Origin of the sequence: Arthrobacter sp. YAF16 (assembly GCF_052113385.1) — a bacterium.
Taxonomy (GTDB): Bacteria; Actinomycetota; Actinomycetes; order Actinomycetales; family Micrococcaceae; genus Arthrobacter.
The window spans coordinates 170,291-192,646 of record NZ_JBFRDC010000004.1 but is presented as its reverse complement, the minus strand read 5'-3'; the positions used below and the strand labels follow the sequence as shown (position 1 = coordinate 192,646).

Below are 22,356 nucleotides of genomic sequence, written 5' to 3'. Positions count from 1 at the left end.
TGGAATAGAGTCCGCGGCAGGCCTGCGGAAAGTCCGGAGAATCTCGAGGTGGTAATGGTGCTGCTGGCCCTGATGCAAGCGAACTCGGCCGTGCTCGACGTGGCGGCGAACGTGGCGGCGGTCGAGGAGGCTGCGCGTGCAGCATCCGCCGAGGGCGCGCAGCTGCTGCTGACGCCGGAACTCTTTCCGGTCGGGTACGCGCCGATCCGGCTGCGTGCGGCCTTTGATCCTGCCACGCTGCCGGCGCTCCGCGCGGCCCTGGCCGGGGTGGCCCGGCGGCACCGGATCGCGCTGGTGTACAGCCTGCCCGCCGTGACGCCGGCAGGGGAGTGGCGGATCTCCGCCACCCTGGTGGATGAGTCCGGCGAGGAGTTGCTCCGCTACGAAAAGGTGCACTTGTTCGGCCCCGATGAACGGGAAGCGTTTGCTGCCGCCCGCGAGGCCCCGGATGTCGTGGAGTTCCACGGGTTCAAGACCTCGCTGGTCATTTGCTACGACATCGAGTTTCCCGAGTCCGCCCGCGCCGCCGCCCTGCGCGGCGCCGAACTGCTGCTGGTGCCCACGGCCCTCGCCGGCGGATTCGACGCCGTGCCGGAGGTGCTGGTCCGGGCCCGGGCGCTGGAGAACCAGCTGACCGTGGCCTACGCCAACCACACCGGCGTGGAGGCGGGCTGCGAGTTCCGGGGCGGCAGCATCGTCGCCGGCCCGGACGGTTCCGTCCTGGCCGCGGCCGGACCCGGCGTGGAGCTGCTGTTCGCCGACGTCGGTGTGCCGGCGGACGCCGCCGAGGACGCCGCGGAGCACGGTGCCGACGCCGCGGTGGCCTATCTGCGCGATCGCCGCCCGGAGCTCTACCGCGCCTGGGGGATCTGAGCGGCGGACGTCCGTCCGGCGAACGTTGAGGCTGCCGGGGAGTCGGTAGCGGCGGCCGCGAAGACAGCCGGGACGGTGGCGCCGGCCCCGGCGTCGGCCAGCTCCGGGCCGCCCAGGTACTGCAGCGCGACCCAGAGCTCCGCGCGGGCCTGGGCCTGGTTGAGATCCAGGCCCAGCAGGTCAGCAATGACGCCGAGGTGCCGGCGGACGCTGTTACGGTGCAGTCCCGTGGCCTTCGCGGTGGCGTCCCAGCTGCCGTTCTCGCCAATCCACGCGCGCAGGATGCCGAGCAGGCTGTCGCGGCGCTCCGGTTCGAGGGCGAGTACGGGTGCCAGCAGGCGCCCGGCCAGCAGGGTGCCGGCCTCGGGGCCGAGCAGGCCCGTCACGGACCAGGTGACGTCGTCCTCCCGCACGCTCCGGCGGCCGGTGAGGACCTGGTTTCGCAGCGAGGTGGCGCGCTGGTGGGCGCCGGCCAGGCCCTCGAAGTCGGTGCCCCCGCCGATCACCAGGCGCCAGCCGAGACGTTCCACCTCGGCGAGCAGCGCGTCGTCGACCCTGAGCCGGGTAATGGCGGCAAAGCCGTAGTCGGTGAGCTCCACGAGTTTGGTGTCGAAGAGCCGGCGCCATTCGAGCAGCTCCCGCACCGGGGCTTCGCCTGTGCGGCGCGGACCGTCCGCCGGCCGGGCGCCCCCGGCGGCGGCGCCGACCCGGACTCCCTGGACGACGCGCAACTGCCCGGACCGGGTGGAGGAAATGCTCTGCGCCAGCAGGTCCTTCAAGCCGGTGACGTGCCGTGCCGTTCCGGAGGCCACGGTCTCCGGATGCAACAGCAACGCCGTGGCCAGCTGGCTCGGGGCCAGGGAACCGCTTGTGCGCTGGCGGACCAGCAGTTCCAGCAGCCCGACGGCGGTGGAGACGACACTGTTCTGGGCCGGGGTCAGCGGTGCGTCCGTGCCGAGGACAAGCGCGCCGAGGTTGGCGTCCCGGGTGCTGCGCAACGGATACCCGAAGACCAGCGAGGAGCCTGCGGCGTCGAATGAATCCATTTCCACCCGGGGACCGCTGCCGGCGAGCAGCCGGGTCAGCAACGGCTGCAAAGCGGCGGAATCGACTCCCGCTGCGGCGCCGGCGCCGGCTTGGAGCCCGGCGGAACCGGCCGCGCCGCGGGCCCGGACTCGTCCGTCCGCGCCGAACAACACGGCCCAGACCGGGACGCGCTGCACGAGGGCCGCGAGGAGTTCATGTTCGGGACGCGCAGACAGGACCGCGCGCATCAGTTGCCGGTTGGTGTCGGCCAGTTGGCGGAAAGTCTTGGCGTTGTCGGATTCGAGGAGCCGGGAGAATTCGAGTCCCAGGGCGGCGAAGGGGAGGCTGCCCGGGATGGACACCAGGGTCAGCCCGTGCCGCCGGCAGGCCGCGACCACAGCGTCCGGCACGGCCTCGAAATAAGGTTCCAAGCCGAAGCCGAGCGCCCCGACCCGGGCCCGGACCAGGCGCTGCACGTAGGCATCCACCGCCGCCTCGCTGCCGCCGACGCCCTCGAAGGGAAGGCCGGCGGTAAGCAGGAACTCGCCGTCGAGCAGGTAGGGGGTCGGGTCGGCCAGCTCGCTCGGCTCGACCCAGCGTAAGCGCTCGTCCCCGTTGCCGGCGTCGTGCAGGACCTCCAGCGCCGGGAGCTGGCGCAGGAACTGCGCCAGCGTGACGAAGCCGAAGCGCTCGGCGTCCTCAGCAGCCACGGCCGGGGCCTTTCCGGCGGCGGCCCGGCGCGCCGTGTCCCGGTGCAATATGTCTCATGACTGAAGACTATAGGTCATTTTGCACAACGGTGAGAGGTGGCTCACAGCCCTAGGGTTGGTCTGGGGAAACCGACCACTACTGAAGATAAGGACGTCAACGATGACTGTGCCAACTCTGCTCGGGGAACGCCCACCGGCCGCCGCCAGCCGCCCCGGGCTCGCCGCCCAGCTCCTGCGCCGCAAGCCGATCGGACAACTGGTCCGCGAGGCCGAAACCGGGCACGGCGGCACGCGGCTGGTCCGCAGCTTCGGTGTGTTGCAGCTGACCATGATCAGCGTCGGCGCCACACTCGGCACGGGCATCCTGGTGATCCTGGGCGAATCGGTCCCGCTGGCCGGCCCGGCCATCTGGATCTCCTTTGCCATCGCCGGCTTGGCGGCCTTGCTCTCGGCCGTGTCGTACGCGGAGATGGCCGGCCTGGTGCCCGCCGCCGGGTCAAGCTACTCCTACACGTACGCCACGATGGGCGAGGGCATGGCCTGGATCTGCGGCTGGTGCCTGGTGCTCGAATACGCTGTCTCCGTGGCCGCCGTCGCGGTCGGTGCGGGCCAGTACGTCAACGAGGCCCTGGCTGTCTTCGGCCTGACGCTTCCGGACACTGTTTCGCAGCCGCCGGGAGCAGGCGGCGTGCTGAACCTGCCCGCGATCGTCATAGTCGTCCTGGCCATGGTGCTCCTGGTCCGCGGCGCCAAGGAAAGCGCCTGGATCAACACCGCGATCGTCCTGGTCAAGGTCGGCATCCTGCTGTTCTTCTGCGCCGTGGCCTTCACCGCCTTCAACGGCGGGCACTTCGAACCCCTGATGCCAATGGGCGCCGCCGGAGTCTCGGCCGCTGCCTCCCGGGTCTTCTTCTCCTACATCGGCTTCGACGCCGCCTCCACGGCGGGCGAGGAAGCCCGCGATCCCAAGCGCGACCTTCCGCGGGCCATCCTGCTCTCCATGCTGATCGTCACCAGCATCTACGTGCTGGTGGCCGTCGCCGCGATCGGCGCCCGGCCCTGGGGCTGGTTCGACGGCACCGAAGCGGCGCTCGTGAAAATCCTGGAGGAAATCACCGGCCAGCCGTGGGTCGGTGTGCTGTTCGCCGTCGGCGCCGTGCTCGCCATCGCCAGCATCGTGCTGACCGTCCTCTACGGACAGACCCGGATCCTGCTGTCCATGTCCCGCGACGGCCTCGTTCCCAAGGTCTTCGGCCGGGTCTCGGCCCGGACCGGGACCCCGGTTGCCGGAACCCTGATCGTGGGCACCGCCGTCGCGCTGACCGCCGGCCTGGTGCCGCTCGGCGCCCTCGCGGATGCCACCAGCATCGGCACCCTCTTCGCGTTCGCGCTGGTCAACGTGGCCGTCATCCACCTGCGGCGCAGCCGGCCGGAACTCACCCGCAGTTTCCGCGTCCCGCTCTTTCCGCTGACACCGGTCCTCGGCGCCATCATGTGCGCCTACCTGATGGCCAACCTCGGTGCCGAGACCTGGGCGGTCTTCGCTGCCTGGATGCTCGTGGGCCTTGCCGCCTACTTCGGCTACGGCCGGAAGAATTCCAGGGTGGCAGCCCTGAGCCACGAGGAATACCGTGAACTATCCGGCCGCCAACCCGCAAACACCACCCCAACCCAGGAAGTGAAGGCAGAGATCTCATGACCACCGCCACCGAACTGCCGCCGCCCGGTCCGGCTTCCACCCCGGCTCATGTCCCGGCCGGGGACGGAGCGCCCGCGGCGCCCATCACCATGCTGAATCCGGATTTCCCGTTCAGCTACGACCACTACCTGGCCCACCCGGACGGCTTGGGCTCCGTGCCGCCCGAACTGTACGGGACCGAAGTCGCCGTCGTCGGGGCCGGCCTGTCCGGGTTGGTGACCGCCTACGAGCTGATGAAGCTGGGCCTGCGGCCGGTGGTCTATGAGGCCGACCGGATCGGCGGCCGGCTGAGGACGGCCAGTTTCCCGTCCGCCCCCGGCGTCGTGGCGGACCTCGGCGGCATGCGTTTCCCGGTCTCGGGCAAGGCTTTCTACCACTACGTCGACCTCCTCGGCCTGCAGACCCAGGAGTTCCCGAATCCGCTGGCGCCGGCGACCTCCAGCACCGTGATCGAGCTCGCGGGCCAGAAGTACTACGCCGAGACCGCCGCGGACCTGCCGCCGTTCTTCCTTGAGGTGGCGGACGCCTGGAAGGCGGCCGTGAACGACGGCGCCGCGTTCGCCGACATGCAGGAGGCCATCCGGGCCCGGGACACGGCCCGAATCAAGGAGCTGTGGAACGCGCTGCTCCCCGAACTGGACGAGCAGACGTTCTACGGCTTCATCGCCGGCAGCGACGCCTTCAAGCAGGCCGGCTTCGCCCACCGCGAGGCGTTCGGCCAGGTGGGCTTCGGCACCGGCGGCTGGGACACCGACTTCCCCAACTCCATCCTCGAAATCCTTCGGGTGGTCTACACCGACGCCGATGATCAGCACCGGCTCATCGCCGGCGGCGCGCAGCGGCTCCCCGAGGCGCTGTGGGAGCACGCGCCGTCGGGCATGGCCCACTGGCCGGACGGCACCTCCCTGGCTTCCCTGCACGCCGGCGCCCCGCGGGGCGCCGTGGACCGCATCGCGCGGGACGGCGACGGGGACTTCCGGGTCCGGGAACGCTGGGGACGCGAGGCGGCGTACCCGGCGGTGGTGACCACGTGCCAGTCGTGGCTGCTGTCGACGCGCATCCACACGGACGAGTCCCTGTTTCCGGCGCAGCTGTGGACCGCGATCGAGCGCTCGCACTACATGCAGTCCTCCAAGACCTTCGTCATGGTCGACCGGCCGTTCTGGAAGGACATCGACGCGGAGAGCGGCCGTGAGGTCCTGTCCATGACGCTGACCGACCGGCTGAACCGGGCCACGTACCTGCTGGACAACGGCCCGGACCAGCCGGCCGTGATCCTGCTGTCCTACACCTGGAACGACGACGCGCTGAAGTGGCTGGCACTCGATGCCGAAGAACGCGTGAAGCTCATGCTGCACTCGCTCGAGCAGATCTACCCGGGCGTCGACATTGCCAGCCACATCGTTGGCCAGCCGATCACCGTCTCATGGGAGGCCGACCCCAACTTCATGGGCGCGTTCAAAGCCAACCTGCCGGGGCACTACCGCTACCAGCAGCGGCTCTTCACCCACTTCAAGCAGGATGCCCTGGCCGCCGAACAGCGCGGCATCTTCCTCGCCGGCGACGACATTTCCTTCACCGCCGGCTGGGCGGAGGGTGCCGTCACCACCGGTTTGAACGCGGTCTGGGGCGTGGTCAACCATCTCGGCGGCCGGAGCGCCCCGGGGAACCCGGGACCGGGAGAGCTGCTCTCCGAACTGGGCCCGATCGCCCTGGACTGAACGGACTGGACGGAGTGGGTCCGGACTGAACGGACTGAACGGCCCGGGTCCAGCCCCCGCGCTGGCACCCGGGCGGTCAGGCGTGCAGTTCGCGGTGGGCGCGGGCTAGCTCCTGGTAGTGGGCGGCGTTGTGCTTGACGCCCTCGAACTCCTCATCGCTCAGTTCGCGGCGGACCTTCGCCGGCACCCCTGCGACGAGTGACCGGGGCGGCACCACGGTGCCTTCCAGGACCACCGCGCCGGCGGCCACGAGCGAGCCGGCGCCGATCACCGCGCCGTTCAGGATGGTGGCGCTCATGCCGATCAGGCAGTCGTCCTCGACCGTGCAGCCGTGCACCACGGCGCTGTGGCCGACACTGACCCGGGCGCCAATGGTGCAGGGGAAGTCCGGGTCCGCGTGCAGCACGACGTTGTCCTGCAGGTTGGTGCCGGCACCCACGGTGATCGCGGCGGTGTCGGCCCGGACCGAGACGCCGTAGAAGGCGCTGGAGTTCTCTGCCAGCGTGGCCCTGCCAATCACCGAGGCGCTCGGGGCAACGAAGGCGGATTCGTGGACGGCCGGGGTGTCACCGGCGAAAGCGTAAACGGGACTCATGCCTCCAGCCTAGGACACCGGCCTCTTGCGGGCAGGGCGGCGCTGAGTAGTATCGGGGCCATTCCAACGCACACCCCTGGAGGTGGCCGAGATGTTCCTGCAGTTGATGAAACGTTTGGAAGGCGCCGATGTGCTCGACCCGGCCGTCCGGGCCGCGGAGCCGCTGGCCTCCCGCCTGATCGCCGACGCCCGGCTCCGGCGCTTCTTCCGCGGCGACGCCACCGGCATCCCGCCGCACGTGATCCTCACCGATGTACCCTTCGGGGCGTGGTTCATGGCGATCTTCCTGGACCTCTTTCCGGACGAGGGCAGCCGACGCGCCGCCCGCCGGCTGGTGGGCCTCGGCCTCCTCGCAGCGGCGCCGACCGGACTCAGCGGCTGGGCGGAATGGGCGCGGGCCGACCCAGCCACGCGGCGCGTCGGCGTCGTCCATGCCGCCTCCAACCTCGCTGCGACGCTGCTCTTCCTGGCGTCTTGGCGCGCGCGGCGCAAGGACCGCCACCGGCTGGGCGTGCGCCTGGCACGGGTGGGCGCCGTCCTGCTGGTTGCGGGCGGCTTCCTGGGCGGCTACATGCGCAGCGTCCGACGCCCCTGACAGACAGACGCTCCCGCGGATCCGGCGGAAATCGGCGGAACGCTCCCGCCACACGTGCGGGAGCGTGTGCTGGAGACGCCGGGGGCGCTGCTCAGGCGGGGGAGCGGAGGACCGTGAAGCCGCGTCCGAGGCCGGGGTGCCCGGGTTCGGGCACGACGACGGCGACCGGCGCCCCGGGTTCCGCCACCCGCCGCAGCTCACGGACGACGTCGTCCCACTCCGACGGCGGCGATCCCGCCAGCGCGTCCACCGCCCAGACGGCGGGGAAGGCTGCATCGGCAAAGGGCAGCGCACGGCCGGTCGCGACGGAGGCGGAGAGCCCCCTGGCCCGGGCGGCATGGATGTTCTCCTCGGAGGCGTCCACGCCGGTGAAGTGGATCCCGGCGCGGACAAAGAGCAGCCCGTCCGCGCCGGAGCCGCAGTCCAGGCCCAGCACGCCCCGCCGGCCCTCGGCCTTGAGGAGGGCGAGAAAACCGGAGAGATTGTCCTGCCGCGTTGATGCCATGGCTCCAGTTAAGGGCGGAGCCGGAGTGAAGACAAGCCCTGGCTGAACGCCCTTAGCTGGACGGCCTTAGCTGAAAACAACGGTCCGGTTGCCGTCCAGCAGCACCCGGTGCTCGGCGTGCCACTGGACGGCCTGGGCGAGCGTGCGGCCCTCGACGTCGCGGCCCATCTGGACAAACTGCTCGGCGGTGCGCCGGTGGTCCACCCGGATGACTTCCTGCTCGATGATCGGCCCCTCGTCCAGGGCTGCGGTGACGTAGTGAGCCGTGGCGCCAATAAGCTTCACGCCGCGGGCATGGGCCTGGTGGTACGGCTTGGCGCCCTTGAAGGACGGCAGGAAGGAATGGTGGATGTTGATGGCCTTGCCGGTGAGCTCCGTGCACAGCTCGTCGGAGAGGATCTGCATGTACCGGGCCAGCACCGTGAGCTCGATGTCGTGCTCGGCCATGAGCTTCCGCAGCGCGTCCTCGGCCTCGACCTTGGTCTCGCGGGTGACGGGGATGTGGTGGAACGGGATGCCGTAGAACTCGGCCAGGCCCGCGAGATCCCGGTGGTTTGAGACGATAGCCGGGATCTCGATCGGCAGGGTGCCGGAACGCTGCAGGAACAGCAGGTCATTGAGGCAGTGCGCCGAGGTGCTCGCCATCAGCAGGGTACGGACCTTCCGCCCGGCCGGGTTAAGGCTCCATTGCATGCCGAAGGCCTGGGCCACCGGTTCAAGCGCGGCGTGCAACTCGGCCGGCGCGGCCGCCGTCGTCGCCTCGACCCGCATGAAGAACGTTCCGGTGCCCTGGCTGCCGTACTGCTGCGAGTCCGTAATATTGCAGCCGGCCACGAGGAGGGCGCCGGCCACGGCGTGCACGATCCCGGGGCGGTCCGGGCAGGAGAGGGTCAGAACGTAGGAGGCAGTCAGCTGGTCTTCAGTCACGAAAGACAGCCTACCCGCGGCTGGGATAGTCTGGACCCGTCGCAACTGGCGTTGGGTGGCTAACCACCAGGGAGCGGCACGCACGCAGACCACGGATCGTACGCCTGGGCCGAGGGTCATGTTTTTCCGGACGGCAGCCACGCTGCCGTCCCGCCGACGGCATCCCCTCAGGGTGCTGCGCCTGCAGTATGGGCCCCGTTTCGGGTGCCCGTAATTTAGCGGCGCCGCGGCGGGCCAGCCGGTAACCTGACCTTAAAGCAGTGACCGTTGCCAAGCCAGGAGTTCTTCGTGACTACTTCCCTTAGCCTTTCCTCAGCAGCCGTGAGCAACCAGCCGCTCGCTGAACTCGACCCCGAAATTGCCGCCGTCCTGGCCCAGGAGCTCGGCCGCCAGCGCGGCACCCTGGAAATGATCGCCTCCGAGAACTTCGCGCCGCGCGCCGTGATGGAGGCACAGGGTTCCGTCCTGACCAACAAGTACGCCGAGGGCTACCCGGGACGCCGCTACTACGGCGGCTGCGAGTACGTCGACATCGCCGAGCAGCTCGCGATCGACCGCGTCAAGGAGCTTTTCGGCGCCGAGTTCGCCAACGTCCAGCCGCACTCCGGTGCGCAGGCCAACGCCGCAGCGCTCTCCGCCATGATCACCCCGGGAGATAAGATCCTGGGCCTCTCGCTGGCCCACGGCGGCCACCTCACCCACGGAATGAAGCTGAACTTCTCCGGCAAACTGTACGAGGTCGCCGCCTACCAGGTCGAGGAAGACAACTTCCGGATCGACATGGACAAGCTCCGCGCGCAGGCCATCGCCGAGAAGCCCAAGGTCATTATCGCCGGCTGGTCGGCCTACCCCCGCCACCTCGACTTCGCGGCCTTCCGCTCGATCGCCGACGAGGTCGGCGCGCTGCTCTGGACCGACATGGCGCACTTCGCCGGCCTGGTGGCCGCGGGACTGCACCCGAGCCCGGTCCCGCACTCCGACGTCGTCACCTCCACCGTGCACAAGACCCTCGCCGGTCCCCGCTCCGGCGTGATCCTGGCCAAGCAGGAGTGGGCGAAGAAGATCAACTCCAACGTCTTCCCCGGCCAGCAGGGCGGACCGCTGATGCACGTCATCGCCGCGAAGGCCGTCGCCTTCAAGATCGCCGGCACGGAAGAATTCAAGGAGCGCCAGGAGCGTGTGCTGGAGGGCGCCCGGATCATCGCCGACCGCCTGAACCAGTCCGATCTCTCCGACGCCGGAGTCTCCGTGCTGACCGGAGGCACCGACGTGCACCTGGTCCTCGTGGACCTGCGCAACTCCCAGCTGGACGGACAGCAGGCTGAGGACCTCCTGCACTCGGTCGGCATCACGGTCAACCGAAACGCCGTTCCCTTCGACCCGCGCCCGCCGATGGTCACCTCGGGCCTGCGCATCGGCACTCCGGCCCTGGCCACCCGAGGCTTCGGCGCCAAGGAATTCACCGAGGTCGCGGAGATCATCGCCACCGCGCTCAAGGCGGGTTCCGCGACCGACGTCGAAGCGCTCCAAACCCGCGTGGACAAGCTTGCCGAGGACTTCCCGCTGTACCCGCAGCACGAGCAGTGGTGATCCGATGACCGCCACTGACTCTGTCCCCGCAGGCTCCGCACCGACGCAGGCGAACACCGCCCGGGTCCTGGACGGCAAGGCGACCGCGGCCGCGATCAAGGCCGAGCTTACCGAACGCGTCGCCGCGCTGAAGACGCATGGGATCGTTCCGGGCCTCGGCACCATCCTGGTCGGCTCCGACCCGGGCAGCACCTGGTACGTGGGCGGCAAACACAAGGACTGCGCCGAGGTGGGGATCACCTCGATCCGCCGCGACCTGCCGGAAGAGACCAGCCAGGAGGAGCTGCTGGCCGTGGTGCGGGAGCTCAATGAGAACCCGGAATGCACGGGCTACATCGTCCAGCTGCCGCTGCCGGCGCACATTGACCAGGACGTCATCCTGGAGGCCATGGATCCGGAGAAAGACGCCGACGGCCTGCACCCGATGAATCTGGGCCGGCTCGTGGCTAACGTCAGCGGGCCCATGAAGTCCCCGCTGCCCTGCACGCCCAAGGGCTGCGTGGAACTCCTGACCCGGCACGGCATCGACCTCAACGGCAAACGCGTCCTCGTGGTGGGCCGCGGTGTCACGATCGGCCGCCCGGTGGGCCTCCTGCTCACCCGCAAGGACGTCAACGCCACCGTCATCCTGGCCCACACCGGCACCGTGGACCTGCCCGCCGAACTCCGGCAGGCCGACGTCGTGATCGCTGCGGCCGGCCAGCCGCACATGATCAAGGCAGAGGACCTCAAGCCCGGCGCCATCGTGCTCGACGTCGGCGTCAGCCGCGTCGACGACGGCACCGGCAAGGCCGTGGTGACCGGGGATGTCGAGCCTGCCGCGGCCGACGTCGCCGCCTGGCTGTCGCCGAACCCCGGGGGAGTGGGGCCGATGACCCGCGCCATGCTGCTGGCCAACGTGGTGGAAACCGCGGAACGCCAGCTGGCAAGCGGGCCCGCCGCCTAGGCGTACTGAGCGCGCAGGGCGCCCCTCCTTCGGGAGCGGGCGCCCTGGCCGTTTAAGCCGGACATCACGGATTGGCAAACGTCTGGAATATTTTACGAAGAGACTCTTTCATAGTTTGCCGGGATCGACTACCGTGTTTCGGGTGTCTGAACTTGTCTCGAAAGAATCCCCTGTGAGCAGCCCCGAAGGATCGGGCTCTCCCCAGTACGTCATTACCGCCGAAAACCTCACCAAGAAGTACGGTGACATCACCGCCGTCGACGGCATCTCCTTCCGCGTGCCCGCCGGCGAAGCCTTCGGACTGCTCGGGCCCAACGGCGCCGGCAAGTCCACCACCATGAAGATGATCGGCGGAGTTTCGCAGCGCACCTCCGGCAGCCTCAGCATCATGGGCCTGGACCCGGAGCAGCACGGCCCCGAAGTCCGCGCCCACCTCGGCGTGGTGCCGCAGCAGGACAACCTGGATGAGGAACTGAAGGTCCGGGACAATCTGCTGGTCTACGGCCGCTACTTCGGCCTGCCGATGAGCTACCTCAAACCCAAGGCGGACGAACTGCTCGAGTTCGCGCAGCTGACGGACAAGGCCAAATCCAAGGTCGACGCGCTCTCCGGGGGCATGAAGCGCCGCCTCACGATCGCCCGTTCCCTGATCAACGAACCGCGGATCCTGCTCCTGGACGAGCCCACCACCGGGCTTGACCCGCAGGCCCGGCACATCCTCTGGGACCGGCTGTTCCGGCTCAAAGAGCAGGGCGTCACCCTGATCCTCACCACCCACTACATGGACGAGGCCGAGCAGCTCTGCGACCGCCTGATCGTGGTGGACAAGGGCAAAATCATGGCCGAAGGGTCCCCGGCGAGCCTGATCCGCGAATACTCCACCCGCGAAGTCCTGGAGCTGCGCTTCGGCTCCGAGCGCAACGCCACGGTCGGCTCCGAGCTCGAAGGCATCGGCGAACGGATCGAGACCCTGCCGGACCGCGTGCTCATTTACGCCCATGACGGCGAGGCCGCCCTGGAGCAGGTGTCCGCCCGGGGACTGCACCCGGTCACCTCGCTGGTCCGCCGTTCCTCGCTGGAAGACGTCTTCCTGCGCCTGACCGGCCGGAGCCTCGTTGACTAATTCAATTAACGCCGCGGCGGGGACGACGGCACCGCCCGCCCTGCGCGCTCATTCGCCGGCCGTCTCGGCAGCCCGCGCCCGCCGCTGGGGCGCCTTCTACTACGCCGAGCAGGTCCTGCGGGTCATGAAGGGCTACGGCTGGACCATCGTCATGTACGGCGTCGGCCAGCCGGTGGCCTACCTCTTCGCCATGGGCGTGGGCCTGGCCACGCTGGTGGACACGAACTCCACGGCGGCCTTCGGCGGCGTCAGCTACCTGGCCTTCATCGCGCCCGCCCTGCTAATTTCCGCCGCCGTGATGACCGCCGCCAACGAGTTCACCTTCCCGGTGTTGGACGGCTTCAAATGGCGCCGGGTCTACTACGGTCCGCACGCCTCGCCGCTGACCCCGGAGCAGATCGCGGCCGGGCAGATCATTGCCGTCACGGTGCGGTTCGTGCTGCAGTCCGCCATCTACTTCGGCGTCGTCGCACTCTTCGGTGCGTCCCCGGGCGCCTGGGGCTGGGTCTCGATCCTGGTGGCCACGCTGGCCGGGCTGTCCTTCGGTCTGCCGCTGATGGCCTACGCGGCCACCATCAAGAACGACAGGGGCCAGTTCGCCATGGTCATGCGCTTCATTGTGATGCCGCTGTTCCTTTTCTCCGGGACCTTCTTCCCGCTGGACACCCTGCCCCTGGCGGTCCGCTGGATCGGCTGGATCTCGCCGATCTGGCATGGCACCGAACTGGGCCGCGTCTTCAGCTACGGCTATCAGGAAGCGCCGCTGCTCACCGTGGTCCACGTCGTCTTCCTGCTCGGCCTCGCCGTTCTCGGCTGGGTCCTGACCCGGCGCCAGTTCGCCAAAAGGATGGCATCATGAGCGTGCTCGCCGGACACCGCGATCCGGGAAACCAGGCGGGCGGCCAGAGCGTCACCGAGGCCGCCCGCAACCGCCGCTTCGGGCCGCTTTACTCGCGCAACGTGCGCGCCGTCGTCGCCCGCGGGCTGATGGCCACCAAGAGCAGCAACTGGATGGTCATGGTCTCCGGATTCTTCGAACCGGTGCTGTACCTGATCTCGATGGGCGTGGGGCTGGGCGCGATCGTCGGCGCGGTTCAGGGTCCCGGCGGGCAGCAGATCTCGTACGCGGCCTACATCGCCCCGGCCCTGCTGGCGGTCTCGGCGATGAACGGCGCCGTCTACGACTCCACCTGGAACGTTTTCTTCAAGATGAACTTCGCGAAGCTGTACCAGGGCATGCTCTACACCTCCCTGGGACCGATCGACGTCGCGATGGGCGAAATTTTCCTCGCCCTGCTCCGCGGACTCATGTACGCCACCGGCTTCACCGCCGTGATGGGCGTGATGGGCCTGATCACCACGCCGTGGGCCATCCTGATGATCCCGGCGTCGGTGCTGATCGCGTTCGGTTTCGCGAGCTTCGGCATGGGCATCACCAGCTTCATGAAGACCTTCCAGCAGATGGACTGGATCAACTTCGTGATGCTGCCGATGTTCCTCTTCAGCGCCACCTTCTACCCGTTGAGCGTGTACCCGCAGTGGATCCAGTGGCTGATCCAGGCGATGCCGCTGTGGCACGGGGTGGAGCTGCTGCGCCAGATCAGCGTCGGCGTGTTCACCCCCGCCACCGCGGTGCACATCGGCTACTACCTCGCCATGATCGTGCTCGGCGTGGCGTTGACCACCGGCCGGCTCCGCAAACTGTTCCTGAAGTGACACAACCGGTCGTCACAGGCCCGGCGCAAAGGAGAACCCCATGATCGGCAAATGGCACGCCCTCGTCATCGACTGCGAGCAGCCGGACACGGCCGCGACCTTCTACCAGCAGCTGCTCGGCATGGTCCGGGTGGACGAGGATGCGGACTGGATCACGATCGGCGACGCGGCCGACCGCCCCGCGCTCGCTTTCCAGCGGGTCCAGCGGCTGGTCCGGCCGCAGTGGCCGGACGCGGACCACCCGCAGCAGATGCACGTGGACGTGATGGTGGGGGACCTCGACGCCGCGGAGGACGAGGTGCTGAAGCTCGGCGCCACGAACCTGTTCGCCGGCGGAGAGTCCTTCCGGGTCTACTCGGACCCCAGCGGGCACCCGTTTTGCCTGGTGCTGTCCTGACGGCGAAGTGACGGCGTAGTTCCCCCGCGCCGTTCGCCCGGGGTGGAAGCGCAACCCCGGGTCCGGCCGGTTTGCGATAATAGGCACATGCGATCTCTGGACAACCCTTCTGCCAAGCCGTCCGCGTTCAACGCGGCCACCGGAAAATTCTCGATGTTCCGCATCGGCGGTCTCGGGATGACGGTCTTCATCATCGCGTTCCTGGTGGCCGTCATCTTCGCGGCGAACCAGAACGACGTCGTGGGCTGGGTTGTCGCGGTCATCGCCGCCTTTTGGCTCGCTCTGGCGTCGTTCGTGGTGTTCAGCATCCAGCGGGCTGCCAAGAAAGCCGGCGCCAAGCTGAACGAGGCGCAGAACGCGTTCAACTCCGCGGTGGGCCGGGCGCCGTCGTCCGGCAGCGCCGACCACGGCGGCACCCGCCTTGTCGGCGACCGCCGCGGAGCGGACGAGGTCCGCGACATGAAGCTGGACCACTCCTTCAAGATTGTCCAGGTGCAGGTCCGCGTGGTGGAGCAGGAACAGGCCAAGGGCGGCGCCGCAGACCAGGACACCATTCGCCGGGCGCTGGAAACCATCGAGATCACGGCCACCAATGCACGGGACATGATCAAGTCCGCGGATGGCACCGACCAGCCGGTCCACGGAACCATCATCGACTAGAGTGGAACGGGTGAGCTCGGCATTGAAGAAGGACCACCTTCGCATCGCATCGGTTAACGTCAACGGCCTCCGCGCCGCCTACAAAAAAGGCATGGCGGAATGGCTGGCGCCGCGTGAGGTCGATATCCTCTGCCTCCAGGAAGTGCGCGCGCCTGATGCGATCGTCCACGAGCTCCTCGGCGAGGGCTGGCACATCCTGCACGCCGAGGCCGAGGCCAAAGGCCGGGCCGGCGTCGCCATTGCCTCCCGCACCGAGCCCGTCGCCACCCGTTCCGGCATCGGCGACGACTACTTCGCGACGGCTGGCCGCTGGGTGGAAGCCGACTACATTGTCCGCGACGCCGCGGGCCAGGCCTCGCAGCTGACCGTGGCCAGCGCCTACGTGCACTCCGGCGAGGCCGGCACCCCGAAGCAGGATGACAAGTTCCGTTTCCTGGACGTGATGGCAAACCGGCTGCCGGAGCTGGCCAAGCACAGCGACCATGCCCTGGTGGTGGGCGACCTCAACGTCGGCCACACCGAGCTGGACATCAAGAACTGGAAGGGCAACGTCAAACGTGCCGGCTTCCTGCCCGAGGAGCGTGCCTACTTCGACCGCTTCTTCGGCGAGGAAATCGGCTGGAAGGATGTTCACAGGGGCCTGGCGGGTAGCGTCGACGGCCCCTACACTTGGTGGTCGCAGAGGGGACAGGCCTTCGACAACGACACCGGCTGGCGCATTGATTACCACATGGCCACGCCCGCTCTCGCCGCCGCGGCGGTGTCAGCAGTTGTTGACCGGGCGCCGTCCTGGGACACACGCTTCTCCGACCACGCCCCGCTGGTAGTGGACTACCGGCTCTAGTCTTAAGGTTCCTCCCATGACCTCTCCTTCAAACGCGTCGACTCTGGCCGGCGTCGACGCCGGCGTCGCACTGGACGCCGTCGTCTCACCCGCCGGACAGGCTCCGGCGGTTCCCGGTGCCAGGCACCGCATTCTCTCCGGCATGCAGCCCTCCGCCGACTCGCTGCACCTCGGCAACTACCTCGGTGCCCTCGTCAACTGGGTCAGGATGCAGGACGAATACGACGCCGTCTTCTTCATCCCGGACCTGCACGCGATCACGGTGCCGCAGGATCCTGCCGAGCTGGCCCACCGCACCCGCGTCACCGCCGCGCAGTACATTGCCGGCGGCGTCGACGTGGACAAGTGCACGCTCTTCGTCCAGTCCCAGGTCCCGGAACACGCCCAGCTGGCCTGGGTGCTCAACTGCATCACCGGCTTCGGCGAGGCCTCCCGGATGACCCAGTTCAAGGACAAGGCCCTGAAACAGGGCTCGGACCAGGCCAGCGTCGGACTCTTCACCTACCCGATCCTGCAGGCCGCGGACATCCTGCTCTACCAGCCGCACGGCGTGCCGGTGGGGGAGGACCAGCGCCAGCACGTGGAGCTGAGCCGCGACCTCGCGCAGCGCTTCAACACCCGCTTCGGTGAGACCTTCACGGTGCCCCAGCCCTTCATCCAGAAGGAGTCGGCCAAGATCTACGACCTGCAGCACCCGACGGCGAAGATGTCGAAGTCCGCGGAGTCGCCGGCCGGCCTGATCAACCTGCTGGACGACCCCAAGGTGATCGCCAAGCGGATCAAATCCGCCGTGACGGACGCGGAAACCGAAATCCGCTTCGACCGCGAGAACAAGCCCGGCGTCTCCAACCTGCTGACGATCTACTCGGCCATCAGCGGGCAGAGCGTGGAGCAACTCGTCGCCGCGTATGAGGGCAAGATGTACGGCCACCTCAAGGTGGACCTCGCCGAGGTGGTCACGGAACACCTGAGCCCGATCCGGGACCGGGCGAACCAGCTGCTGGACGATCCTGCGGAGCTGGACCGGCTGCTCGCCCTGGGCGCGGACAAAGCCCGGGAGATCGCCTCGGTCACCCTCCGGGACGTCTACGCCAAGGTCGGCTTCCTGCCCTACGCCGGAGCACGGGGAGTCCACTAGCGCAATGTCCTCTGCCAGCAAAGTCACCGCCAACGACACCGGGCGCGCCGTCCACCACAGCGCACGCAAGGGTTCAGGCGCCGCACCCCACCAAAGTGCGGCGGCCGGCAACGGACAGACCCCGGATGAGGGCATCAGCATCGGCGTCATCCTCGGTTTCCCGCGGGAGATCGCCGAGGAACTGCAGCGTTGGCGGGCCTCCTTCGGGGACCCGATGGCCGCGTCCATACCGGCGCACATCACCCTGGTCACCACCACCATGACGCAGGACTGGGAAGCAACCCGCAACCACGTCCGCGAGGTGGCGCGGGGGCAAGAGCCGTTCACCGTGACGATCGCCGGCACCGGGTCCTTCCGCCCGGTATCGCCGGTGGTCTACCTGAACGTCGAGGCCGGTTTCGGCGAGTGCGTCAGGCTGCACCAGCAGCTCCAGACCGGGCCGCTGGAGCGCGAACTGCCGTTTGCCTACCACCCGCACGTCACCGTGGCCCACGACGTGGCCCCGGAAAGCCTCGACGAGGCCGAGACGGCGCTGAAGAATTACAGGGCCAGCTTCCCGGTGGCTAGCATGGGACTTTACGAGCACGACGACAACGGCATCTGGCAGCTACGGGAAGAGCTTGACTTTGGCACCGAACCTGACGACCACCGAGGCGCGGCCGGCGCAACAGGCGCCCGCTGAACCTCCGCTTCCCACCGACCTCGCCCAGCTGAGGCTGGAAGTCATCCGGAAAAGGGTGGACTGGGGCAAGGCTCGGCGCTCCGCCGGCGGAGGCCTGGCCGCGCCGCTGGCCATGGTCCAGTGGCTGCTCGCCCGGCTCAACGTGTTCCGGCCGATGCGGGCCTTCCGGCATTACAACCTGCAGCACGGCCCGCTGATGAGCGCCGGCATCGGCTTCAACATGTTCTTCTCCATCACCGGCCTGCTGGCCACCGGCTTTTCGATCGCCGGGCTGTTGCTGCGCGGCCAGCCGGCGCTGCTGGACAAGGTCGTCGGCAGCGTCGCCACCAGTGCCCCCGGACTGCTCAAGGTCGGCGGCCGGGAGGGGCTGGTGGACCCGCAGGAGCTGCTGAACCCCAGCGGCCTCGGCTGGACGGCGGTGATCGCCGCCGTCGTCACCGTGGTGACCTCGCTGGGCTGGATTGCCGGCCTGCGTGACGGCCTGCGCGGCGTGCTGCGGCTTCCCCCGCTCAAGGTCAACCCGGTCCTGTTGAAACTGCGCGACACCGGCACCCTGCTGCTTCTCGGTGTCGCCCTGGTGATCAGCGCCGGTGCCTCGCTCGTGTTCGGCACCGCCGCCGGCTGGGTGGCCGAACAGCTCCACCTGGACCCGCTGGTGGCCGGCCCGCTGACCACGTCCATCAAGATCGCGGTGCCGCTGGTTCTGGGCTGGGTGACCGCGCTGATCATGTTCCGGCTCGCCGGCGGGCTCAAACTGCAGCGCCGGGCCCTGCTGGAAGGCACCATCCTGGCCGCGGTGGGCACCAGCGTCCTGCAGATCTTCAGCGCCGAACTCCTCGCCAGCGCCGGCCGGAACCCTATCCTCGCGCCTTTCGCCATCATCATCGGCCTGCTCATCTGGTTCAACCTGGTCAGCCAGGTCTACCTCGTCTCGGCCGCGTGGTCAGCGATCCGCGAAGAGGACGTCACAACCGCCCCGTCCGCCAGGACTGCCGGCTGGGGAGCGCGCCAGGTCCAGCCCGGGAAGACGCCGGCCGAGCAGCGGGAGAGACGCCGCCCGGCGGCTAGCTTCCGGCGTCGAGGTACTGATCGGCCCACGCCGAAATAATCCTGGCGGCGCGGGCTGCCTGGCCCTTGCCGGTGAGCAGGTGGTCGGAGCCCTCGAGCGAGACGAAGCTGCGCGGGTGCCGCGCGGTCTGGAAGATGCTGCTGGCATTGTCGATGCCCACCGTGTTGTCGGTGGGGGAGTGCAGCACCATCAGGGGCTTGTGCAGCCGCCGAATGCAATCGGTCAGGTCCGCGTTTTCCAGGTCCTCGACGAAATGCCGGCGGATCTCCACCCGCTTGCCGCCGAGGTCCACCTCGGCGCTGCCCTCGCTCAGGATGCGGTCCAGCGCGGCGTCAAAGACATGCGCGACGTGCTTGGGCGAGAACGGTGCCCCTACCGTGGCGACGGCGTCGAGTTCCGGGATGCTGCCTGCGGCCGCCAGCACCGCGGCCCCGCCGAACGAGTGACCCACGAGCAGCGAGACGGCGCGGCCGGAGTCGCGCATGAACTCGGCCGCCCGGACGGTGTCCGCCACCTTGTGGCTGAAGGACCCCTCGGACCAGAGCCCCGCGGACTCGCCCAGGCCGAGATTGTCGAAGCGGAGCATGCCCACCCCGTTGTCCGCCAGCGCCTTGCACATCCGTGAGGCCGAGGGGCTGTCCTTGCCCAGCGTGAAGCCGTGGGAGAACACGCCCCAGCCTTTTATCGGACCCTCGGGGAGGTCGATTACGCCGGAGAGCAGCTCGCCGGTGGAACCTTCGAAGGACACTTTTTCGGAGCGGGACACGGGGGCCCTTTCATTTAGGGGGCTTACGACGGCGGCGCCCCCACCGGAGGGTGGGAGGCGCCGTCGTCGTTGGAGCTGGTGGCAGGCGTGCGCTAGATCTTGCGGGCCAGGATGGCCTGCTTGACCTCGGCGATTGCCTGCGTGACCTGGATGCCGCGCGGGCAGGCCTCGGTGCAGTTGAAGGTGGTGCGGCAGCGCCACACGCCTTCCTTGTCGTTGAGGATCTCCAGGCGCATGTCGCCGGCGTCATCACGGGAATCGAAGATGAAGCGGTGCGCGTTGACGATTGCGGCCGGGCCGAAGTACTGGCCGTCGGTCCAGAACACCGGGCAGGACGAGGTGCACGCGGCGCACAGGATGCACTTGGTGGTGTCGTCGAACCGTTCGCGGTCCTCGGCGGACTGCAGGCGTTCCTTGGTCGGCTCGTGGCCGCGGTTGATCAGGAAGGGCATGACTTCGCGGAAGGACTGGAAGAACGGCTCCATGTCCACGATCAGGTCCTTTTCCACCGGCAAGCCCTTGATCGGCTCGACCGTGATGGGCTTGGAGGTGTCCAGGTCCTTGAGCAGGGTCTTGCAGGCGAGGCGGTTGCGGCCGTTGATGCGCATGGCATCGGAACCGCAGACGCCGTGGGCGCAGGACCGGCGGAAGGAGACGCTGCCGTCAATCTCCCACTTGACCTTGTGCAGGGCGTCCAGGACACGGTCCGTGCCGTACATGGTGACGTGGAAGTCGTCCCAGGTGGACTCGTCGGAGACCTCCGGGTTGTAGCGGCGCACCCGCAGGTGGACGTCGAAGGACGGGATGTCCCCGCCGCCGCCGACGCCGGCGGGCAGTTCGATCTTGGAGGCTGGCTCAGCGAGTTCAGCGGTCATCTTAGTACTTCCTCACCATCGGCTCGTAGCGCGTAAAGACCACCGGTTTGGTGGCAAGCCGGATGCCGGCAATCGACTCGGCGGAACCGTCCGCCGGTGCGTGGTCATCCTTGTACGCCATGGAGTGCTTCATGAATTTTTCGTCGTCGCGCTCGGGGAAGTCCTCGCGGAAGTGTCCGCCGCGGGATTCCTCGCGGTGCAGGGCCGCCACGGTCATGACCTTGGCGAGCTCCAGCAGGAAGCCCAGTTCCACGGCCTCGAGCAGGTCCAGGTTGAAGCGCTTGCCCTTGTCCTGGACGTTGATGCGCTGGTACCGCTCCTCGAAGGACGCGATGTCCTTCAGGACCTGGTTGAGCGTCTCGGCGGTGCGAAACACCTGCATGTTGGCGTCCATGGTGTCCTGCAGTTCCTTGCGGATCTGGGCCACCTTTTCGGTGCCGTCAGAGGTGCGGACGTGCTCCAGCAGGTTCAGCGTGTAGGCCTCGGGATCCGCGGGCAGTTCCACGAAGTCCGCGGTCTTGGCGTATTCGGCGGCGGCGATGCCCGCGCGCTTGCCGAAGACGTTGATGTCCAGCAGCGAGTTGGTGCCCAGCCGGTTGGAACCGTGCACCGAGACGCAAGCAACCTCGCCCGCCGCGTAGAGGCCCGGGACGACGGTGTCGTTGTCCTGCAGGACCTCGGCGCTGATGTTGGTGGGGATGCCGCCCATGGCGTAGTGCGCCGTCGGGAAGACCGGAACCGGCTCCGTGTACGGCTCCACACCCAGGTAGGTGCGGGCAAACTCGGTGATGTCCGGGAGCTTGGCGTCGATGTGCGCCGGCTCGAGGTGCGTCAGGTCAAGCAGGACGTAGTCCTTGTTCGGGCCGCAGCCGCGGCCTTCACGGACTTCGTTGGCCATGGAGCGGGCCACGATGTCGCGCGGGGCGAGGTCCTTGATGGTGGGTGCATAGCGCTCCATGAAGCGCTCACCCTCGGAGTTGCGCAGGATCGCGCCTTCGCCGCGGGCGGCCTCGGAGAGCAGGATGCCCAGGCCGGCCAGGCCGGTCGGGTGGAACTGGAAGAACTCCATGTCCTCCAGCGGGATGCCGCGGCGGAACGCGATGCCCATGCCGTCACCGGTGAGGGTGTGCGCGTTGGAGGTGGTCTTGAAGACCTTGCCGGCGCCGCCCGAGGCGAACACCACGGACTTGGCCTGGAAGACGTGCAGTTCGCCGGAGGCGAGGTCGTAGGACACGACGCCGGCAACGCGCTTCTGCTTGTACGCCGTGCCGTCCTCGCGGACTGCGTCTTCCTCGACGGTGAGCAGGTCGAGGACGTAGTACTCGTTGTAGAACTCGACGTTGTGCTTGACGCAGTTTTGGTACAGCGTCTGCAGGATCATGTGGCCGGTGCGGTCCGCGGCGTAGCAGGCACGGCGGACCGGAGCCTTGCCGTGGTCGCGAGTGTGGCCGCCGAAGCGGCGCTGGTCGATCCGGCCCTCGGGCGTGCGGTTGAACGGCAGGCCCATCTTCTCAAGGTCCAGGACGGCGTCGATCGCTTCCTTCGCCATGACCTCGGCGGCGTCCTGGTCCACCAGGTAGTCGCCGCCCTTGATGGTGTCGAAGGTGTGCCACTCCCAGTTGTCTTCCTCGACGTTGGCCAGGGCTGCACACATGCCGCCCTGTGCCGCGCCGGTGTGGGAGCGCGTGGGGTAAAGCTTGGTCAGTACTGCTGTTCGCGCACGCTGACCGGATTCGATCGCGGCGCGCATGCCAGCGCCACCGGCACCGACAATGACGACGTCGTACTTATGGACCTGCATACCAGATGCTCTTTCTCTCAAAATTCGCTGTAAAACACCGCCGGCGGAGCCTGCGCAGTGAAGTCTCGTGATCCCTGTGTCCCGCGCGGGCAGGCAAG

General features: G+C 68.4%; 22 protein-coding genes and 1 riboswitch. Of the genes, 15 read left to right on the top strand and 7 right to left on the bottom strand.

The genetic code is table 11. The features are described 5' to 3' along the window. Nucleotides 1–54 precede the first annotated feature (54 nt). Entirely contained in the window at nucleotides 55–873 is an 819-nt protein-coding gene (locus tag AB4Y91_RS11180; RefSeq protein WP_441418574.1) for a nitrilase-related carbon-nitrogen hydrolase, read from the top strand. On the opposite strand, the gene AB4Y91_RS11175 is transcribed toward AB4Y91_RS11180, so the two are convergent. Continuing rightward, nucleotides 852–2,609, bottom strand: a complete 1,758-nt coding sequence (locus tag AB4Y91_RS11175; protein ID WP_441418536.1) for a PucR family transcriptional regulator ligand-binding domain-containing protein — start codon at nucleotides 2,607–2,609, stop codon at nucleotides 852–854. The genes AB4Y91_RS11180 and AB4Y91_RS11175 overlap by 22 nt on opposite strands. A 160-nt stretch (nucleotides 2,610–2,769) precedes the next feature. Here AB4Y91_RS11175 and AB4Y91_RS11170 point away from each other — a divergent pair, with 160 nt between their 5' ends. Next, the gene (locus AB4Y91_RS11170) at nucleotides 2,770–4,308 is read left to right on the top strand and encodes an amino acid permease (RefSeq protein ID WP_441418535.1); all 1,539 of its coding nucleotides are present in this window, start codon (nucleotides 2,770–2,772) and stop codon (nucleotides 4,306–4,308) included. Next, nucleotides 4,305–6,029, top strand: a complete 1,725-nt coding sequence (locus AB4Y91_RS11165) for a flavin monoamine oxidase family protein (protein WP_441418534.1) — start codon at nucleotides 4,305–4,307, stop codon at nucleotides 6,027–6,029. The genes AB4Y91_RS11170 and AB4Y91_RS11165 overlap by 4 nt, the downstream gene beginning before the upstream one ends. Before the next feature lie 76 nt (nucleotides 6,030–6,105). Here the strand turns inward: AB4Y91_RS11165 and AB4Y91_RS11160 are convergent, their stop codons facing one another. Then, nucleotides 6,106–6,624, bottom strand: a complete 519-nt coding sequence (locus tag AB4Y91_RS11160; protein ID WP_441418533.1) for a gamma carbonic anhydrase family protein — start codon at nucleotides 6,622–6,624, stop codon at nucleotides 6,106–6,108. 106 nt (nucleotides 6,625–6,730) lie between these two features. On the opposite strand from AB4Y91_RS11160, the gene AB4Y91_RS11155 reads away from it, so the two are divergent. Continuing rightward, entirely contained in the window at nucleotides 6,731–7,219 is a 489-nt protein-coding gene (locus tag AB4Y91_RS11155) for a DUF2231 domain-containing protein (RefSeq protein ID WP_441418532.1), read from the top strand. A gap of 91 nt (nucleotides 7,220–7,310) precedes the next feature. Here the strand turns inward: AB4Y91_RS11155 and AB4Y91_RS11150 are convergent, their stop codons facing one another. Both AB4Y91_RS11150 and purU read right to left on the bottom strand, forming a co-directional pair. Next, nucleotides 7,311–7,724 carry a class I SAM-dependent methyltransferase gene (locus tag AB4Y91_RS11150; protein ID WP_441418531.1) on the bottom strand — a complete coding sequence of 138 codons (414 nt, stop codon included), beginning with the start codon at nucleotides 7,722–7,724 and terminating at the stop codon, nucleotides 7,311–7,313. Nucleotides 7,725–7,790: 66 nt separating this feature from the next. Next, on the bottom strand, nucleotides 7,791–8,651 hold the full coding sequence (purU, locus tag AB4Y91_RS11145; protein WP_441418530.1) for a formyltetrahydrofolate deformylase: 861 nt from the start codon (nucleotides 8,649–8,651) through the stop codon (nucleotides 7,791–7,793). A gap of 31 nt (nucleotides 8,652–8,682) precedes the next feature. Beyond that, nucleotides 8,683–8,768: riboswitch (ZMP/ZTP riboswitch) on the top strand. Nucleotides 8,769–8,939: 171 nt separating this feature from the next. Between purU and glyA the strand changes: the two genes are divergently transcribed. The 11 genes from glyA to AB4Y91_RS11090 all read left to right on the top strand — a co-directional run bounded on the left by glyA (nucleotide 8,940) and on the right by AB4Y91_RS11090 (nucleotide 18,855). After that, nucleotides 8,940–10,241, top strand: a complete 1,302-nt coding sequence (glyA, locus tag AB4Y91_RS11140) for a serine hydroxymethyltransferase (protein WP_441418529.1) — start codon at nucleotides 8,940–8,942, stop codon at nucleotides 10,239–10,241. A gap of 4 nt (nucleotides 10,242–10,245) precedes the next feature. Then, nucleotides 10,246–11,187, top strand: a complete 942-nt coding sequence (locus tag AB4Y91_RS11135) for a bifunctional methylenetetrahydrofolate dehydrogenase/methenyltetrahydrofolate cyclohydrolase (RefSeq protein ID WP_441418528.1) — start codon at nucleotides 10,246–10,248, stop codon at nucleotides 11,185–11,187. A 172-nt stretch (nucleotides 11,188–11,359) separates the two neighbouring features. After that, a complete protein-coding gene (locus AB4Y91_RS11130) occupies nucleotides 11,360–12,310 on the top strand; it encodes an ABC transporter ATP-binding protein (protein ID WP_441418527.1) in 951 nt (316 codons plus the stop codon). After that, a complete protein-coding gene (locus tag AB4Y91_RS11125) occupies nucleotides 12,303–13,169 on the top strand; it encodes an ABC transporter permease (RefSeq protein WP_441418526.1) in 867 nt (288 codons plus the stop codon). The genes AB4Y91_RS11130 and AB4Y91_RS11125 overlap by 8 nt, the downstream gene beginning before the upstream one ends. Next, nucleotides 13,166–14,026, top strand: coding sequence for an ABC transporter permease (locus AB4Y91_RS11120; protein WP_441418525.1), 861 nt, complete (start codon nucleotides 13,166–13,168; stop codon nucleotides 14,024–14,026). The genes AB4Y91_RS11125 and AB4Y91_RS11120 overlap by 4 nt, the downstream gene beginning before the upstream one ends. Nucleotides 14,027–14,066: 40 nt before the next feature. Then, a complete protein-coding gene (locus AB4Y91_RS11115) occupies nucleotides 14,067–14,423 on the top strand; it encodes a VOC family protein (protein ID WP_441418524.1) in 357 nt (118 codons plus the stop codon). Between the two features lie 87 nt (nucleotides 14,424–14,510). Continuing rightward, entirely contained in the window at nucleotides 14,511–15,083 is a 573-nt protein-coding gene (locus AB4Y91_RS11110; protein WP_441418523.1) for a hypothetical protein, read from the top strand. Nucleotides 15,084–15,093: 10 nt separating this feature from the next. Next, nucleotides 15,094–15,927, top strand: a complete 834-nt coding sequence (locus tag AB4Y91_RS11105; RefSeq protein WP_441418522.1) for an exodeoxyribonuclease III — start codon at nucleotides 15,094–15,096, stop codon at nucleotides 15,925–15,927. Between the two features lie 16 nt (nucleotides 15,928–15,943). Beyond that, nucleotides 15,944–17,065 (top strand): tryptophan--tRNA ligase, encoded by a 1,122-nt coding sequence (trpS, locus tag AB4Y91_RS11100; RefSeq protein ID WP_441418521.1) that lies wholly within the window; start codon nucleotides 15,944–15,946, stop codon nucleotides 17,063–17,065. A gap of 4 nt (nucleotides 17,066–17,069) precedes the next feature. Beyond that, entirely contained in the window at nucleotides 17,070–17,747 is a 678-nt protein-coding gene (locus AB4Y91_RS11095; RefSeq protein ID WP_441418520.1) for a 2'-5' RNA ligase family protein, read from the top strand. After that, nucleotides 17,692–18,855 carry a YihY/virulence factor BrkB family protein gene (locus tag AB4Y91_RS11090; RefSeq protein WP_441418519.1) on the top strand — a complete coding sequence of 388 codons (1,164 nt, stop codon included), beginning with the start codon at nucleotides 17,692–17,694 and terminating at the stop codon, nucleotides 18,853–18,855. The genes AB4Y91_RS11095 and AB4Y91_RS11090 overlap by 56 nt, the downstream gene beginning before the upstream one ends. On the opposite strand, the gene AB4Y91_RS11085 is transcribed toward AB4Y91_RS11090, so the two are convergent. The 3 genes from AB4Y91_RS11085 to sdhA all read right to left on the bottom strand — a co-directional run bounded on the left by AB4Y91_RS11085 (nucleotide 18,812) and on the right by sdhA (nucleotide 22,258). After that, nucleotides 18,812–19,582: an alpha/beta hydrolase family protein gene (locus AB4Y91_RS11085; RefSeq protein ID WP_441418518.1), complete on the bottom strand. Its 771-nt coding sequence runs from the start codon at nucleotides 19,580–19,582 to the stop codon at nucleotides 18,812–18,814. The genes AB4Y91_RS11090 and AB4Y91_RS11085 overlap by 44 nt on opposite strands. Before the next feature lie 92 nt (nucleotides 19,583–19,674). Continuing rightward, the gene (locus tag AB4Y91_RS11080) at nucleotides 19,675–20,457 is read right to left on the bottom strand and encodes a succinate dehydrogenase iron-sulfur subunit (RefSeq protein ID WP_138770016.1); all 783 of its coding nucleotides are present in this window, start codon (nucleotides 20,455–20,457) and stop codon (nucleotides 19,675–19,677) included. A 1-nt stretch (nucleotide 20,458) separates the two neighbouring features. Continuing rightward, nucleotides 20,459–22,258, bottom strand: coding sequence for a succinate dehydrogenase flavoprotein subunit (sdhA, locus tag AB4Y91_RS11075; RefSeq protein ID WP_441418517.1), 1,800 nt, complete (start codon nucleotides 22,256–22,258; stop codon nucleotides 20,459–20,461). Between the last annotated feature and the right edge of the window lie 98 nt (nucleotides 22,259–22,356).

Bases quoted from the DNA above. Each gene is read 5' to 3' on its own strand.
- AB4Y91_RS11150 (WP_441418531.1), bottom strand. From the start codon at position 7,724: ATGGCATCAACGCGGCAGGACAATCTCTCCGGTTTTCTCGCCCTCCTC.
- AB4Y91_RS11120 (WP_441418525.1), top strand. From the start codon at position 13,166: ATGAGCGTGCTCGCCGGACACCGCGATCCGGGAAACCAGGCGGGCGGC.
- AB4Y91_RS11170 (WP_441418535.1), top strand. From the start codon at position 2,770: ATGACTGTGCCAACTCTGCTCGGGGAACGCCCACCGGCCGCCGCCAGC.
- AB4Y91_RS11160 (WP_441418533.1), bottom strand. From the start codon at position 6,624: ATGAGTCCCGTTTACGCTTTCGCCGGTGACACCCCGGCCGTCCACGAA.
- AB4Y91_RS11115 (WP_441418524.1), top strand. From the start codon at position 14,067: ATGATCGGCAAATGGCACGCCCTCGTCATCGACTGCGAGCAGCCGGAC.
- AB4Y91_RS11095 (WP_441418520.1), top strand. From the start codon at position 17,070: ATGTCCTCTGCCAGCAAAGTCACCGCCAACGACACCGGGCGCGCCGTC.
- AB4Y91_RS11155 (WP_441418532.1), top strand. From the start codon at position 6,731: ATGAAACGTTTGGAAGGCGCCGATGTGCTCGACCCGGCCGTCCGGGCC.
- AB4Y91_RS11165 (WP_441418534.1), top strand. From the start codon at position 4,305: ATGACCACCGCCACCGAACTGCCGCCGCCCGGTCCGGCTTCCACCCCG.
- AB4Y91_RS11110 (WP_441418523.1), top strand. From the start codon at position 14,511: ATGCGATCTCTGGACAACCCTTCTGCCAAGCCGTCCGCGTTCAACGCG.
- AB4Y91_RS11135 (WP_441418528.1), top strand. From the start codon at position 10,246: ATGACCGCCACTGACTCTGTCCCCGCAGGCTCCGCACCGACGCAGGCG.
- AB4Y91_RS11080 (WP_138770016.1), bottom strand. From the start codon at position 20,457: ATGACCGCTGAACTCGCTGAGCCAGCCTCCAAGATCGAACTGCCCGCC.
- trpS (WP_441418521.1), top strand. From the start codon at position 15,944: ATGACCTCTCCTTCAAACGCGTCGACTCTGGCCGGCGTCGACGCCGGC.
- AB4Y91_RS11180 (WP_441418574.1), top strand. From the start codon at position 55: ATGGTGCTGCTGGCCCTGATGCAAGCGAACTCGGCCGTGCTCGACGTG.
- sdhA (WP_441418517.1), bottom strand. From the start codon at position 22,258: ATGCAGGTCCATAAGTACGACGTCGTCATTGTCGGTGCCGGTGGCGCT.